The organism is Arthrobacter sp. FW306-04-A (assembly GCF_044358315.1).
Classification (GTDB): domain Bacteria; phylum Actinomycetota; class Actinomycetes; order Actinomycetales; family Micrococcaceae; genus Arthrobacter.
On the sequence record NZ_CP084559.1, the window covers coordinates 1,212,965 to 1,227,821 of the forward strand.

13 protein-coding genes are annotated in these 14,857 nt (G+C 64.6%); 10 read left to right on the top strand and 3 right to left on the bottom strand.

What is annotated here, in order from left to right; all coding sequences use genetic code 11:
- The first annotated feature begins 19 nt into the window (after positions 1-19).
- A complete protein-coding gene (locus LFT43_RS05620; protein WP_395801548.1) occupies positions 20-610 on the top strand; it encodes a GtrA family protein in 591 nt (196 codons plus the stop codon).
- Here the strand turns inward: LFT43_RS05620 and LFT43_RS05625 are convergent.
- The gene (locus tag LFT43_RS05625; protein WP_395801549.1) at positions 597-1,295 is read right to left on the bottom strand and encodes a TIGR03089 family protein; all 699 of its coding nucleotides are present in this window, start codon (positions 1,293-1,295) and stop codon (positions 597-599) included. The two genes, LFT43_RS05620 and LFT43_RS05625, sit on opposite strands and share 14 nt — an antisense overlap.
- 364 nt (positions 1,296-1,659) lie before the next feature.
- On the opposite strand from LFT43_RS05625, the gene LFT43_RS05630 reads away from it, so the two are divergent.
- From LFT43_RS05630 to LFT43_RS05640, 3 genes are read left to right on the top strand one after another with little or no spacing between them, the layout of a single operon-like run.
- Positions 1,660-2,205, top strand: coding sequence for a WhiB family transcriptional regulator (locus LFT43_RS05630; protein ID WP_395802922.1), 546 nt, complete (start codon positions 1,660-1,662; stop codon positions 2,203-2,205).
- Complete coding sequence (locus LFT43_RS05635; RefSeq protein WP_395802925.1) at positions 2,205-5,543, top strand: glycosyltransferase; 3,339 nt, start codon at positions 2,205-2,207, stop codon at positions 5,541-5,543. Before LFT43_RS05630 ends, LFT43_RS05635 begins: the two co-directional genes overlap by 1 nt.
- Positions 5,536-7,206 carry a DUF5719 family protein gene (locus LFT43_RS05640; protein WP_395801550.1) on the top strand — a complete coding sequence of 557 codons (1,671 nt, stop codon included), beginning with the start codon at positions 5,536-5,538 and terminating at the stop codon, positions 7,204-7,206. Before LFT43_RS05635 ends, LFT43_RS05640 begins: the two co-directional genes overlap by 8 nt.
- Positions 7,207-7,243: 37 nt before the next feature.
- Here LFT43_RS05640 and LFT43_RS05645 read toward each other — a convergent pair whose 3' ends face one another.
- Positions 7,244-7,762 carry a metallopeptidase family protein gene (locus LFT43_RS05645; RefSeq protein WP_395801551.1) on the bottom strand — a complete coding sequence of 173 codons (519 nt, stop codon included), beginning with the start codon at positions 7,760-7,762 and terminating at the stop codon, positions 7,244-7,246.
- Between the two features lie 97 nt (positions 7,763-7,859).
- Here LFT43_RS05645 and LFT43_RS05650 point away from each other — a divergent pair, with 97 nt between their 5' ends.
- The 4 genes from LFT43_RS05650 to LFT43_RS05665 all read left to right on the top strand — a co-directional run bounded on the left by LFT43_RS05650 (position 7,860) and on the right by LFT43_RS05665 (position 11,600).
- On the top strand, positions 7,860-8,234 hold the full coding sequence (locus tag LFT43_RS05650) for a DUF3499 domain-containing protein (protein ID WP_395801552.1): 375 nt from the start codon (positions 7,860-7,862) through the stop codon (positions 8,232-8,234).
- A 154-nt stretch (positions 8,235-8,388) separates the two neighbouring features.
- The gene (locus tag LFT43_RS05655) at positions 8,389-8,613 is read left to right on the top strand and encodes a Trm112 family protein (RefSeq protein ID WP_395801553.1); all 225 of its coding nucleotides are present in this window, start codon (positions 8,389-8,391) and stop codon (positions 8,611-8,613) included.
- Between the two features lie 42 nt (positions 8,614-8,655).
- Positions 8,656-10,137 carry an adenosylhomocysteinase gene (gene ahcY / locus LFT43_RS05660; protein WP_395801554.1) on the top strand — a complete coding sequence of 494 codons (1,482 nt, stop codon included), beginning with the start codon at positions 8,656-8,658 and terminating at the stop codon, positions 10,135-10,137.
- A 266-nt stretch (positions 10,138-10,403) separates the two neighbouring features.
- Positions 10,404-11,600: an Ig-like domain-containing protein gene (locus tag LFT43_RS05665; protein ID WP_395802927.1), complete on the top strand. Its 1,197-nt coding sequence runs from the start codon at positions 10,404-10,406 to the stop codon at positions 11,598-11,600.
- Positions 11,601-11,634: 34 nt separating this feature from the next.
- Here LFT43_RS05665 and LFT43_RS05670 read toward each other — a convergent pair whose 3' ends face one another.
- Positions 11,635-12,435, bottom strand: a complete 801-nt coding sequence (locus LFT43_RS05670; RefSeq protein ID WP_395801555.1) for an RDD family protein — start codon at positions 12,433-12,435, stop codon at positions 11,635-11,637.
- A gap of 170 nt (positions 12,436-12,605) precedes the next feature.
- Here LFT43_RS05670 and LFT43_RS05675 point away from each other — a divergent pair, with 170 nt between their 5' ends.
- Positions 12,606-13,598 (top strand): stage II sporulation protein M, encoded by a 993-nt coding sequence (locus LFT43_RS05675; protein ID WP_395801556.1) that lies wholly within the window; start codon positions 12,606-12,608, stop codon positions 13,596-13,598.
- Between the two features lie 146 nt (positions 13,599-13,744).
- Positions 13,745-14,854, top strand: coding sequence for a TIGR01906 family membrane protein (locus tag LFT43_RS05680; protein ID WP_395801557.1), 1,110 nt, complete (start codon positions 13,745-13,747; stop codon positions 14,852-14,854).
- The last annotated feature ends 3 nt before the right edge of the window (positions 14,855-14,857 follow it).

The window sequence follows — 14,857 nt, forward strand, 5'->3', positions numbered from 1 at the left end:
ACAACGGCCATGGAGGGTCATGATCAACACACTTGCAGATCGCATCCGCGGACTTGCCTCGCTCTTTTGGCGCGAAGTAGCCAAGTTCGGCGCTGTCGGCGGTGTTGCGTTCGTCATAGATAACGGCTTGACCTACTATCTCATGCACGGTCCGATGTCGGACAGCGAGGCCAAGGCCCGCTTCGTCGGAGCCACTGTGGCCACGGTGTTCTCCTGGATTGCCAACCGCTTCTGGACGTTCCGTCACCGCCGCCAGGACAACGTGGTGCGCGAGTTCGTGATGTTCATCATCATCAACGGCATTGGCATCGGTATTTCCACCGGCCTCACGGCCATCGCCAAATACGGTATGAATATCCAGGATAAGAACATCCTCTTCGCTGCCGGCGTGGTCGGCATCCTGGTGGCCACCGTTGTGCGTTTCTTCGCCTACCGCTTCCTGGTGTTCAACAAGGAACTGGACGAAGAGCCAGCCTTCTCGCATGACCACGAACTCATCGAAGCCCATCACAAGGCCAAGGCCAAGGCCATCCACGCCGCTAGTGCCGAGGATAGCGCCGACGCCGACGCCGGCTCGGGTGAGGGCGAAGAAGCGGTCAAGCGCCGTTAACGCGCTCGTTCTCCAGCAGGTGCTGGGTGATTTCAACGTCGGGGTGAACCAGCACCACTGAGCCGTCTTCCTTCCATGCGCCCAGCGCCTCCGCCAGCGCTGATTCCAAGCCGTCGGCCGCGCGGACCAGCAGCCGAACGCCGGTCTCGTGTTCCTTGGCAAAGCCGTCCAGCAATTCATTGTGCGCGTGTCCGGTTTCAGGGCGGCGCAGGGCCGGCAGCGCGGGGTCCGGTTCGGCGTGGGCCATGAAGACGTCGCCGTGGGAGCGGACCTCTGCTGCGTAGTCCACGACGCCGACCGGCAGTTCCCCGGGCCAGCGCATCGCGAGTGCCGCCAGCGGCACCGCGACCACCGCATCAAAGTCCGCGCCGGCACCGGCGTCGGGGGTGTCCGTCACAAGAAGATCGGCGCTGCCGCCGTCGAGCACCAATTCCATGCCCAATTGCCAACCGGCCAGCGCCCACACAAGGGACTTCCAATGGGCCGGCAGGTCCAGGCGCAAGCTCATGCCAGGCTCGGCGTCGAACTCGTCCTGAAGCAGGTTGCTGGTCTTGGCGACCCAATTGTCCAGAACCCGGCCTGAAAGCTCCACCCGTTCGGCATCCGGTCCGTACCAGGTCAGGCGGGGGGACGTGGCGTGCCCGGAACGCAGGGCTGCCATCAGGTTCATCGCGGGGGTGCTCATGGCTACATCTTGCCACGGGGCGCCAGCGCAGCCACGGGCGTATGTGAATTGCGCCACACAGGGCCGGTCGGTGTGGTTCGCGGGACGATCCAGCGGCTGCATGATTTCCCTGAAATTCAACGAAAATACATATTAACTGATTCGGGGCTTCCGTTTTTCGCCGGGGCGCGCGGATGGCACGGAAAAATCCCGGGCGTGGCGTGGCACCAGTTAGTGCGGAAAGTTGATTATTATCCCGGCGCGGCTTGACGGCTTGGTAGTTACACGCGTGTAATTAGATATCGAACGCCGCTGCGGGAGTATCGGGTACATAACCGAGTACCGAATGAGCACGGCAGCAGCTGCAACATCAGGAAGGGACGCCATGGGGCAAGCGTTGCGTATCCAGGAAGATGCAGTCGTCGCGGAATATGCGTCGGTGAAGTACCGATCGCGGGAAGTTCCGGGGGATTGGTATGTTGACCCGGCAGATCCGCAGGCGGCGGACCGCTATATCGAGACCACTCGCGAGTCGTTGGAAGATCAGGCAACAGCCCTTCTGGCGGCACACGAGGCCCTCGTAGGGGACATGCCGGCAGATCCGGAGGACGATCTTGACGATCCTCCCATGGAGCTGCGCCGCCCGCTCGAAAACCCGGCCCAGCCGGTGTGGATCGGTCTCCCTGGCCAGGGGGACTTCGACGACGAGGGCGAACTCGGTTGGCAAACGGACGCATTGTGCGCCCAGACTGACCCCGAGGCCTTCTTCCCCGAAAAGGGGGGCTCCACGCGGGATGCCAAAAAAGTCTGCGGTGCGTGCAATGTGCGTTCGCAATGCCTTGAATACGCACTCGCCAATGATGAACGTTTTGGTATCTGGGGCGGCCTTTCCGAGCGTGAGCGCCGCAGACTGAGGAAGCGAGCGGTCTGATTCTCAAAGCAGTACACGTTACCGCCGTCGTCGTCTCGCATGACGGCGGTAACTATCTCCCCAGAACCCTGGCGGCTCTGCTGGACCAGACGCGTCCGGCAGATGCCGCCATTGGCATTGATACGGGCTCCCGCGACAAGTCCGCAGCGTTGCTGCGGCGGGCGCTCGGCGAGGCCAATGTCACCAGCACAGGCGAATCAAAAACAGGTTTCGGCGCCGCCGTCATGGCTGGCCTGGCCCGTTCGGCTCCTTCGAAGGAACCGGGAACCACCGAATGGATCTGGCTGCTGCACGACGACGCCGCCCCCGCCCCGGAGGCACTCGCCGAGCTGCTTCAGGCAGTCGAGCGCGCTCCCTCAGTGACGGTGGCCGGTTGCAAGCAGCTGGCCTGGGACGCGGAACGCAAGCTCATCGACGCCGGCCTGTCCACGAGCCGCTGGGCCGAAAGGCTCACGCTCATCGAGGCTGACGAACTCGACCAAGGTCAGTACGACGGCCGTACCGACACGTTCGCCGTGAATTCCGCGGGCATGCTGATCCGGCGCGACGCGTGGGAGCAGTTGGGCGGCTTTGACCCGGCGCTACCGGGCGTAGGAGACGACGTCGATTTCTGCTGGCGCAACTGGCTTGCGGGCAACAGGGTTGTTGTGGTCCCGGCGGCACGCATGTTCCACGTCGAGAACCGGCCCCACAGCCTGGCGACACCTGCCGCAGCCCGCAAGAGCCAGGTCCATTTGAGGCTCACTCATGCCTCGCCGTGGAAGGTTCCGTTGCACGTGGTCGGCGCCTTGTTCGGCGGCTTGTTGCGGCTGGTCTTGAGCATTCTGGTCAAGGAGCCGGCCCACGGAATATCCCAGCTCGGCGCCACCTTTGCGGCCCTTGGCCGTCCGAGGGCGATTTGGCGTGCCAGGAGGAATGCCGCCCGGACGCGGCGGGTGCGGCGCTCCGTCATCAAGGGCCTGCAGACTCCGCGGCGCGAGGTTTGGGCCCACCGCCGCTCCCTTGTGGAAGCGTTTGGTGCAGACGATTTCCAGGAGACGCAGGATTCCCTGGCTCCGGAACCGACCGGCGATGCTGGCGACGATTTCGCAGCCCTCGCTACGAATGAGCGAGGGTGGATCGGCACAGGTGCGGTAGCGGCCGGATTCGTTGCCCTGGCCGCCTCCTTCGTAGGCCTGCTGGGACTCCTGGGCGCGGACGGGGTGACCGGCGGCGGACTGCTGCCTGTGGCCACCGCCGCTGACATTTGGCGCTCAGCCTCCAGCTGGTGGATCAGCTTGGGCGCAGGACTGCCCGGGCACGGGGATCCCTTCGCCTACATACTGTGGCTCGCGTCGATGCTCGGGGCAGGCGACTCCAACTCAGCCATCGTGTGGCTGTTGTTGCTGGCCATGCCCGTGTCCGGACTAGGTGCCTGGTTTGCCGCTGGCGCGTTGACCACGCTGCGCCGTTACCGCTTCATTGCTGCATTGGTGTGGGCGGGTGCACCGGTTCTCCAAGTCTGTGTGAACCAAGGAAGGCTTGGGGCCATCCTGGCCCATATGGTGATGCCTTTGCTGGTCCTGGCACTCTTGCGGGCAACGGGATCGGCACTGGGTCGGGGCGCTACGTCCAACCAGCATCGGCATCAGCCGTCCGGCGCAACCTCAGCCAAACCGTTGCCGGGGAAACCGGGCATCAACGGCACGCCGTCGTGGACCGCTGCTGCCGCGGCCGGACTGGCGCTGGCGGTAGTGACGGCCTCTGCTCCGTCCCTGCTGCCCCCCATTGCCGTCCTCGTTGTCTTTTGCGGTATCGCCCTGGGGCGGCGCGGGCGGACCGTCTGGTGGTCATTGCTTCCGAGCGCGGCGCTCTTTGCACCGTATGTGCTCTCGGTCCTGGAGCGGCCCCGCGCCATGCTGGCCGATCCAGGCCTCCCGCTCGGGTTCGAAGCCGCACCGTTGTGGCAGCAATTGCTGGGCCAACCCCTGAAATTCGACGTCAACGGCGGATTGGCCGGCTTGGCAGGCTTTGGCCCTTCGGGTGTGCCGTGGGCGCTACTGCTTGCTGTCCTGGTTGGCGCACCGGTCTTCCTGTTGTCCATCGCGGCCCTCTTTGTGCCCGGACGGCGCTCACGCCTCACTCGTTTCCTTTGGGCGGGGGCACTCCTGCTCCTGGCCTGGGCTTGGCTCGCCGGACACGTGGCCACAGCCTCCAACGGCAACGTGCTCGTAGCGCCCTTCACGGGGCCGGCAATTTCCGCCGCCGGATTCGCCGTGCTTGGAGCCGCGCTGATTGGAGCCGAAAACCTCCTCCAACTCACGGCCAAGGCGGAGGACGGCAGGCCCGTCAGGCGCGCAGCAGTGCGAACCCTCTCTGCTGTGACAACCCTTCTCCTGGTTGCCGGACCCCTGGCCAGCATGGGTGTATGGGCAACACAGAACGTCATGACCAATGCGGATACGGTGCCGTCGGCCAGTGGTGCCCTCGGTACCCCGCGCCTGATCCAGCCGGCAGCCAAGAGCACGCTTCCGGCTACCGCCGTCGACCACGGCCAAGGGCCCGAACAAACCCGCACGCTGGTCATCACGGCCGGTGAGAACGGTGGCTACACGTCATCCCTGATGCGTGGGGCCGGTACCACGCTGGACTCGCTCTCCACCGTGGCCGCCGCCGGTTCCATCGTGGGTTCACCCGGCCAGGAACGCCTCGCGGCCGACGACGACGCGACTGCGTCCATCCGGAACGCAGTCGCCACTATTGTTGCGGGAACAGGGGTAGACCCGCGGCCCAACCTTGAGCAACTCGGGGCCGGATTCGTTGTCCTGAAGTCAGCCGACACCGCTGCCCAGCTGACCGCAAACCGGATAGATTCCGTTCCGGGCCTGGTGGCTGTGGGAAAGACCGAATCAGGGTGGCTGTGGCGGGTCACGCCGCTGAACCGGGCTGCCGCAGCCGATGCCGAAACGGCGCACCGGGTCAGGGTGGTAGATGCCAAGGGAGCTGTTGTTGCCCTCCTTCCCTCCCTCGGAACCTCTGCTGAGGGTGGCATCCCGGCCGGCGGGGACGGCCGCCTGGTAGTGCTCGCCGAACGGGCAGATGCTGGCTGGAGCGCTTGGCTGGATGGCCATCGGCTGAGCCCGACCACCTCGGGATGGGCCCAAGCGTTCACCTTGCCGCCTGCAGGCGGCAAGATCGAGATCCGTTACACCACTGTTTGGGAGCCTTGGCTCGGCATTCTGCAGGCCTTGGTGATTGGTCTGACCATCCTGCTGGCCATTCCCATGCCTGCCCGCAGGCCGAAGACCGGCCTCCTGAAGGAACAAAAAACTCTCCGTAAGGAATACAGCCGTGTCTGACAACCAAGACCGCACGTCACGGAGGCCCACCCGGCGGGGTAGCGCGGAGTCGGGCATCGGGACAAGGGAGCGCGGCCAGCGCAAAGCCGGGAACAAGAACAAGGGCATTGTGTTGGGGGCCCTCTCCGCGGCGATGCTTCTTGCGGCAGGGGCCGGCATGGTCTCTGCCGCATCCATAGTCCCGGCGCCGTCAGGAAGCAAGACCTTGGACATGTCCCTTGCCGATGTCCCCGCGGGCAAAGCGACCGCCGTGTGTCCCGCGCCTCCGCGCCTCCCTGAGGGAACCGCCGCCGGCACCGACACTCAGTTCAGCCCCATTTCGCGTTCAGCCAAGAGTTTCCTGGATGCGGTAGTGCTCAGTGACGCCGCCGGCTCTGTTCCCGGAAGCAGCCTCGCCTCCCTGGGCGGGTCCGCGATAACCGAAATCGCCAAGCCTCCTGCCGCCGTGCAGACCCCTGCGCCAGGGCCTCCCGTCCTGAGTGCAGGCGTCGTTGCCCAACGGCCTGCGGGTGAAGTAACCGTGTTGGGTGCGGATCCCGTCAGTGGCCAAAAGGCCGCCGTGGCGGGCCTTATGAGCTACACGGCCAGCGACGGCGATCTCCGAGGCCTTGCGGCGGCACCCTGCCAGCAACCGGGCAACGATGCCTGGCTCCTGGGCGCCGGCACAGCACTGGGACGAACCGCGGTTTTGAACATCAGCAACGCTTCGGGCACACCGGCCACCGTCAACCTTGACTTGTACGGTGCCCGTGGCCAGATCCAGGCCTCGGACAGCCGTGGCTTGCTGGTTTCGCCGGGAACTACGCGATCCATCAACTTGGCCGGGCTGGCCCCGAACGAGGGCCAACTCTCCGTACACCTGCGCAGCAGCGGCGGGCCGGTTGCGGCAAGCCTCCAGCAAAGCGTTCTCCGCGGCCTGACGGCCGGGGGTGTCGAGCTGATTACCCCGGGCGCTGCTGCCGCCGACTCCCAGGTCATGACGGGGGTGGACATCCAGGACCCGGCCGCCGTGAAGTCGCTTGCTGACAGGGCGGGTTTTTCCGACGTCGTTCCGGCATTGCAGATCACCGTCCCCGGTCCCGCGGACGCGGTGCTTGATGTTCGGTTGTTCGGGCCGAACGGGCAGCGCACGCTGCCTGGCGGGGGAGCGGTGACTGCAAAAGCGGGTTCGGTCACCCAAGTGCCGCTCACGGGCGTCCCCGCCGGCATGTACACAGTCAGCGCTACCTCGGACGTTCCCTTCGCCGCGTCGACCCGCGTAACACGAGGGCTCAAGGCTGAGGATCCCGTGGACTTCGCCTGGTCTCCGTCCGCGGTCCGTCTGGGGAGCCAGCATGTGATGGCGGTTCCTCAGGGAGGCACGCGCTTCCTCAGCTTCGGCGTGCCGGCAGGCCGCGCCACGGTCAGCTACACGCCGGTCACGTCGGACGGCAAGGTCCACAAGACGGAAACTGTGGAGATCGCGGGGGGAACCACCTCGGTCATCGGGGTTCCAGAGAAGTCGGACGGCGCCGCGATTTCCGGCTACATCGTGTCAGCGGCAGGAGACGCGGCCTACGGCGCGCTCGTCCTAGGTCAGGGCGAGCAATCCGGAGTTTCGGTCTTGACCATTCAAGATGGCGCGGCGGGCCACGAAAAAGTACAGGTCACCCTGGGTTACTGAGCGGCGGTTTTCGGGTAGCGCTCTGCCGGGCCGCGGCTTACTGATAACGACGGCGGTAGACAGGGTCCAGGGTCTCCGGCGGGACGCCGAGCATCTCGGCGGTGTATTCGACGACGACGTCGTGCACCAGGTCCTGGAGGTCCTCGCGGCCCCCGGTGGTGTGCTCTACGACGCGCCGATAGATGGTGATGACGGGTCCTGCGCCGTGGGCTGCCGGGGTGTATGAGCCCAACGGTGCCGCTGTGCCTTGGGCCACCAGTTCCTCGAGGTTTGGCGGGATCTCGTCGACGGCGAACGAGACGCCGTCGAGCCGTTTGCCCCACATATCCTGCAGCCGTTCGGCGGAATCCAGCACGAGGTCGTCGAACTTTTCCCCACGCGTCCGGTACCCGGGAACGTTGGGAAGCATGATTTCCCCGCGCAACCCCCGCCCGTGGCGGTTTCTGCGGCGCTGCCTGAAGCCGCGTACGGACGTGCCCGCCGTCGTCGTTTCCTGGCTGTCCCCGGTATCAGACAAATGGACTGTGAAGCCCGGAACGTGGTGCTGTGACTGCATATATCGACTTTAGACCCGCGCCTACGCCAACGCGACATAATGCCCGCTCAGAGGCAATGCACCGCGCCGCGGCGAAGTGCGGCTAATCTGGGATGTTGTGGGTGTAATTCGTCAGTGTTCCAGATCAGCTTGCCGTCAATCCGCGGTGGCCACTTTGACGTACGTCTACGCCGAATCGACGGCGGTGCTGGGTCCTCTGGCTACGTATGCCGAGCCCCACTCCTACGATCTGTGCGCGCAGCATGCGGAATCGCTGACGGTACCGAGGGGCTGGGAAGTCATGCGGCTCGCCATGCCGTCCTCGCCGCCGCAGCCCGGACCGAACGATCTCCTCGCCCTGGCCAATGCCGTGCGCGAAGCGGCCTCGGCCCCGGCGCCGGAACAGCGCACTGCCCGCGCCCCCTTTGATGGACCGGTCCCTGCAGAGGGAACAACAAGGCGCCACCTGCGCATCCTGCGCGATCCTTCCTGAACTCCTTCGCGTCCAGCACGAACCGCCGCTGTCTGACTCCGTGTGTCGCTGCTCCCTTTGTGACAAGGTTCCCGGTGCCGCCGGGTTGTACTCTGGAAGCTGCATATCAGTCCAAAGCGGCGCCTGTGATGGTGCCATCCAGGGAGCTTCAACCATGCCAAAGGTCAGTCCTGAATTGTTATCCATCCTGCGTTGCCCGGTCACTGGGTCCCCGTTGGAGCAGGACGGCGAGGAACTTGTCTCGACGGCGGCGGCCGCCTCGGGTGAAAAGGTCCGCTACGCCATCCAGGACGGAATCCCCTTGCTGCTGCCTCCGGAACTGCTGGCAGCCGCCAACGCCGCTGCCTCGGACCAGCACGACGGACCCCGCCGCGCCTGAGCCACAACTGACTTCAACCATTCGGTACTTCTAAGGACTTCCATGACTTTCGACTATAAGGTTGCAGACATCTCCCTGGCCGAAGCCGGGCGCCACCAGATCCGCTTGGCCGAGCACGAAATGCCGGGCCTCATGTCGTTGCGCGCCGAGTTCGGTCCGAGCCAGCCGCTCAAGGGAGCCCGCATTGCCGGGTCCCTGCACATGACCGTGCAGACCGCGGTTCTCATCGAGACACTGACCGCCCTCGGCGCCGAGGTCCGCTGGGCCTCCTGCAACATCTTCTCCACGCAGGACGAGGCCGCTGCCGCCGTCGTGGTCGGCAAGGGGACGGTCGGGGATCCCCAAGGCGTTCCTGTGTTCGCCTGGAAAGGCGAGACCCTCGAGGAATACTGGTGGACCGCCGAGCAGATCCTCAGCTGGCCCGGCGCGGATTCCAACCCGGAGTTGGGGCCCAACATGATCCTCGACGACGGCGGCGACGCCACGATGCTGGTCCACAAGGGCGTCGAGTTCGAAGCCGCAGGCGCGGTGCCGACCGCTACGGAAAACGATCCCGAAGAGTACGCACTCGTCCTGGATGTGCTGCGCAAGAGCCTTGCCGCCGACCCGAAGAAGTGGACCCGCATCGCTGCCGGCATCCGTGGCGTGAGCGAGGAAACCACCACGGGCGTGCACCGTCTCTACCAGCTCGCCGAACAGGGCAAGCTCCTGTTCCCGGCCATCAACGTCAACGACTCCGTGACGAAGAGCAAATTCGACAACAAGTACGGCATCCGCCACTCGCTACCGGACGGCATCAACCGTGCCACGGATGTCCTCATGGGCGGCAAGGTCGCCGTCGTCTGCGGCTACGGTGACGTCGGCAAGGGCGCCGCCGAGGCACTCCGCGGCCAGGGCTCACGCGTCATTGTGACCGAGATCGATCCCATCTGCGCACTCCAGGCAGCCATGGACGGCTACCAGGTGGCCAAACTTGAATCGGTGCTGGAACAGGGCGATATCTTCATCACCACCACGGGCAACAAAGACGTCATCATGGCCTCCGACATGCTCCGCATGAAGAACAAAGCGATCGTGGGCAACATCGGCCACTTCGACAACGAGATCGACATGGCCGGACTGGCAAAGCTTCCCGGCGTCCAGAAAGTTGAAATCAAGCCGCAGGTCCACGAATGGGTGTTCCCCGCAGCCGATGGCCGGGATGAGCGATCCATCATCTTGCTTTCCGAAGGCCGGCTCCTGAACCTGGGCAACGCGACCGGCCACCCGTCATTCGTGATGAGCAACTCCTTCGCCAACCAGACGATCGCCCAGATCGAGCTGTGGACGAAGAAGGACCAGCCCGAAGGCGAGCGTGAATACTCGAACGAGGTTTACGTGCTGCCGAAGATCCTCGACGAGAAGGTCGCACGCCTCCACTTGGATGCCTTGGGTGTGGAATTGACCGAACTCAGCAAGGAACAGGCTGAATACCTGGATCTTGACGTTGCCGGGCCGTACAAGCCCGAACACTACCGGTACTGAGAGAACACGGGCTGGGAGCGCGCTGACCGGCGAGCTCCCAGCCAATATCAAGCCGCGCCCGTTAGGATGCGGCTGTGGGGCGTGAGTTTTTTGGGGGCGCGAGTTTTTTGGAGAATTCGAACATGGGTCATAATCCTGACGGCGGGCACGCGGACGTTTCTGAGCGCTGGGACGCATTCGAGCATGCCAACGCGGCGGAGCCCGTGGACGATGGCACTGCCGAGCACTTGGACACTGCGCAGACGAAGCGAAGCGGGTTCCGGAGGATGGCCTGGATCGTGGTTGTCTGCCTCGTTGCAGCCCTCAGCGGCACTTTCGCTGCCGTGGCGCCGCATGCGGCCAGTGCGGCGATCGAGTCCGAAGGATCATCCGGTGAACGCAGCGAGGCGGGTGCGGTGCTGCCCGTCGTGAAGCCCGCCACGGTGGTCGCCTCACCTGCGAGCGGGGCCAAACAGGTAAACCCCGCTGCCCCCGTCACAATCGCCGTCAAGGACGGAACCCTGGACAGGGTCTCCTTGACGAGCACCAAGGGAAAGACCATTGAGGGCGGGTTGACCCCGGATGGCCTCAGCTGGACGGCCACCACGCCCCTCGAATTCAACACTTCATACACTTTCAACTACACCGTGGCGGATTCGGCTGGCCGCGCCACGTCGAAAACCCAGTCCTTCGCGACGGTTTCCACCCAGAACGAGGCCGACGCCGCGATGTACCCTCTGGAGGGGTCCAAAGTAGGCGTGGCGCAGCCGCTCCAGATCACCTTCAGTGAACCCGTGGTCAACAAGGCCGCTGTCGAGAAGGCCATCAAGGTCACGTCCACGTCGGGCCAAGTCGGGGCCTTCCACTGGTTCAGCGACACCATGGTGCGCTACCGTCCGGAGAACTTCTGGGCAGCGAACAGCACCGTGACAGTGGATCTCAAACTGTTCGGGGTGGACTTCGGCAACGGCCAGATCGGCAACTTCAACAAGACGAACTCCTTCAAAATCGGAGACAAGAAGGTTGCCATAGCTGACGCGGTCGCCCACACCTTCACGGTCAGCGTCAACGATCAGCAGGTTGGCCAGTGGCCGGACACCATGGGCGACACCAGGTTCCCTTCCGCGCGCGGCTACCTGGTGCTCATGGAAAAGTACCGGGTGGAGCACATGGACGCCTCCACCATCGGTCTCAAGCCAGGCGATCCTGCTTACTACGGACAGCTAGACGTCAACTACGCCACGCGCCTGACGCCCAGCGGGGAGTTCATCCACCAGGCCACGGACTCGGCGATGCCTTACATCGGCGTCACAAATCTCTCCCACGGGTGTATCGGCCTGGGACCGGACGGGGCGAAATGGGTGTTCGACAACATGACAACCGGAGACGTCGTGCAAGTGGTCAACACCGAGGGCGATTACGCCAACTTCGACGACGGCTTTGGCGACTGGAACATCCCCTGGGCGCAGTACGCGAAGCGCTAAGCGCCGTCGGAAGCGCACGACGCCGGCTGCTCGCCTAGCGCGTGAACGGGAGCCTGTTGAGTCGCGCGCCGACCGTGGCGCTGCGATGCTCTGCGCGGCGCAATCGTTCGAGGTCCCGGTTCCGCCGTTCGCACAGCACGGCGTGCAAATAGTCTTCCGGAGTCGTTCCGGGCGGCGGCGGCGGGGCAACGTGGGCTGCCAGTTCGTTGGCGAGGGCTCCGGCCAGCCTGGTGCGTGATTCCGGGGCCATCCGGAATGCTTGCTGGATGAATTGTGAGGCACGCCGCGCCGTGCCGTCCGGCACCCTGCCGATGTCCGCGATTCCCACCCAAGCCTGCAATTGTGGCGGAGTGTAGGGGAGGATCTTCCGTTCAGCGGGAACGCGCTGCCTGAGGGAATAGCTTCCCGCCACGACATCTCCGAGCCTCTTCGACTTGTCGTTGAACAGGGCCACGGCGATGGCCAGTCCGCCGAACGTCGCGTAGATCTCCAGGAAGCCGATCAACCCGCGGATCAGCGCATGCCGGAAACGGATGGAGCCGCCGTCGTCGCGCACGATCCTGAGTCCGGTAGCCAGCTTTCCCAGCGAGCGGCCGCGGCTCAGCGTTTCCACAGCCACGGGAACGACCACAAGGCACAGCACCACGCTGGACAGGACCATAGCGCGGCCGGCGGCTTCGTCCATGTCCGGTGCCGCTACGCTCAGCAGAATCAGCAATCCGAAAAGCAACAGGACATGCACCAGGACATCGAGCATGAGCCCGAGGGCCCTCGCCCCGAACGATGCCGGCCGCAGTTCGAGGACCACGGCCTCGCCGGTAATGATCGAACTCAAGCCGTCCCCCAGAAACTGCCACGTACTCCCACGATGTGGGCGGGACCGGTCGGCTCCCGCTGGATCGAGTCTAGCCGTGGAGGCGGGTGTGTAGCAGGGTTGCCGGGAGCATTGGCACTGCTTTGGGATTGTTGGCACTGCTTTGGGATTGTTGGCACTAGGGTAGTGCCGTGGACATGGACGCCTTCTCCGCCGTGAACGGAACCAGATGGTCCCGCTTGCACGAGCTCGCGCACAAACGACGCCTTGACGGCGGCGAAGCCGATGAGCTGTTGCGGTTGTACCAACTGGTGTCATCACACCTGTCCCTCATCCGGTCCGTAGCCCCGGAGAGCGCGCTGTCCGCGTCCTTGTCGGCAGCCCTGGCCCAGGCCCGCACCCGATTCACCGGGGCGAGGTCGAATTTCATGGAAGACCTCGCGCGCTTTTTCGTTGTGTCCTTACCGGCTGCGTTCTACCGCTTGCGCTGGCTGACGGTGTGGTGCGGGGTCTTCTTTTGCCTTGTAGCGGCGGCGTACACGCTGTGGATTGGGACGTCGTCGGACGCGTTGAGAGCACTGGGAAGCAGCAGCGCCGTCAAGCAATACGTCGACCAAGATTTTGTTGGCTATTACTCGGAGAACCCCGCTGCGTCCTTCGCAGGGGCTGTCTGGACAAACAATGCCTGGATCGCGGCGCAGTCCGTAGCTTTGGGCATCACCGGCTTCTGGGTGCCATACATGCTGTTCTCGAATGCTCAGGGCCTGGGGATCGCTGCTGGTGTCTTTGCCGCCACCGGCAAGACGGACGTGTTTTTCAGCTACATCCTCCCGCACGGCCTCATGGAGCTGACCGCCGTTTTCATTGCGTCCGCGGGCGGTCTCCGCATTTTCTGGGCCATGGTTTCGCCCGGCCCCCGCCGCAGGATGCAGGCCGTGGCGGACGAGGGCCGCTCGCTGATCACCGTGGCTCTGGGCCTGGTGATCGTCCTGTTGCTTTCCGGACTCGTTGAGGCCTTCGTGACCCCCAGCCCGCTTCCGGTATGGGCAAAGATACTGATCGGTTCGCTCGTGCTCGCGGCATACTGGGTCTATACCCTCGTGCTGGGCGGACGGGCGTTCCATGCCGGCGCCACAGGTGACCTGGATAGCAACGACGCCGGCTACCGGGAGATAGCCGCTTAACGGCACATGGGTCCGGTCGCAATCCGGCGTTCGCCGGGGTGGCTCCTCGTCCCTCCGCGAGGGCGGACTGTAGGCTCGAAGACAGAGAAGATTGCCAGCGGACCGTTCCCGCGCCGGCATGTGAATCCTACGGAAGTGAATTTGAAGTGACCGAGAAGAGCCCGATCCCCAAAGACCCGGACGCGAATATCCATGACGACGGCGATGAGCCGGCCTTCGATTGGATGAAGCCTGCCCCCAAGTCCGCGGCACCGGACACACGCACGACAATGGCTGCTGACGGAGGCCAGGACTCTTCCACGAAGTCGGTACCCGAGGGCAAACCGGCGGTTGAATCCGCGTCCGGACAGCCCGAGACCCGGGCTGACCGCAAGGCCGCCGAGGCGGCCGAAGCGGGGGTGGAACCGGCGCTCTTCGCCGAGCCCCTGCCGACGTCGGCCCTTCAGGTCCGCCCCCCGGAATCCGAGGTGGAACGCCGCAACCACGAGCGCGAGCAGGCTGCCAACGCCAAACCCGTGGCTCCGCGCATTTTCCAGGTCCTGCTGGCCGTCTTCTACCCGGTGGTCCTCCTGGTGCTGGCAATCCGCACCGTGGCCAGCCCGTTGTTTTTGTGGGTGGAGTACTACCGGCCAGGGTTCCCGGGCGACGGCTACGGCTTCAATGCCGATGACCGGATAACCTACGGTTCCTATGCCGTGGACTACCTCAGCAACTGGTCCGGCCCGCGCTACTTGGGAGAGCTGGTCAACCGGAACAGCGAGAAGCTGTTCAAGGAGGGCGAAGTCTCCCACATGGCGGACGTCAAGACCGTGATGCTCTCCGCATTCGGTGCCGGCGCCCTCATGATCATCATTGGCATCATCGCCATGCTGTATCTGCGTAAGCGCAGCATTGGCGGAATTCGCCGCGGCCTATTCGCCGGCTCGATCGTCACTCTCGTGCTCATTCTGGGGCTGGGCACGCTTGCCGCCCTTGGCTGGCAGCAGTTCTTCGCGGAGTTCCACCAGATCTTCTTCGCGAACGGCACCTGGACATTTTCGCTCGACGACACCCTGATCCGTTTGTTCCCTGGACAGTTCTGGATGGACGCCGGAATAGTGATCGGCGCTTTGGTCTTCGTCGTCGCCCTGCTGACGCTCATCTTCACGTGGCCTACCCGCCGTCGTCGCGGACTGCCGGCCAAGGACGACGCGGCTGCGGAAGACCCCGCGGATGTGAAGCCGACCTCCTCTGGGGACGGCCCGCTCGAAAAATAGTGG

Coding starts and splice junctions, on each gene's coding strand:
- LFT43_RS05630 (WP_395802922.1), top strand. CDS start 1,660: ATGGGGCAAGCGTTGCGTATCCAGGAAGATGCAGTCGTCGCGGAATAT.
- LFT43_RS05645 (WP_395801551.1), bottom strand. CDS start 7,762: ATGCAGTCACAGCACCACGTTCCGGGCTTCACAGTCCATTTGTCTGAT.
- LFT43_RS05665 (WP_395802927.1), top strand. CDS start 10,404: ATGGCCTGGATCGTGGTTGTCTGCCTCGTTGCAGCCCTCAGCGGCACT.
- LFT43_RS05620 (WP_395801548.1), top strand. CDS start 20: ATGATCAACACACTTGCAGATCGCATCCGCGGACTTGCCTCGCTCTTT.
- LFT43_RS05655 (WP_395801553.1), top strand. CDS start 8,389: ATGCCAAAGGTCAGTCCTGAATTGTTATCCATCCTGCGTTGCCCGGTC.
- LFT43_RS05625 (WP_395801549.1), bottom strand. CDS start 1,295: ATGAGCACCCCCGCGATGAACCTGATGGCAGCCCTGCGTTCCGGGCAC.
- ahcY (WP_395801554.1), top strand. CDS start 8,656: ATGACTTTCGACTATAAGGTTGCAGACATCTCCCTGGCCGAAGCCGGG.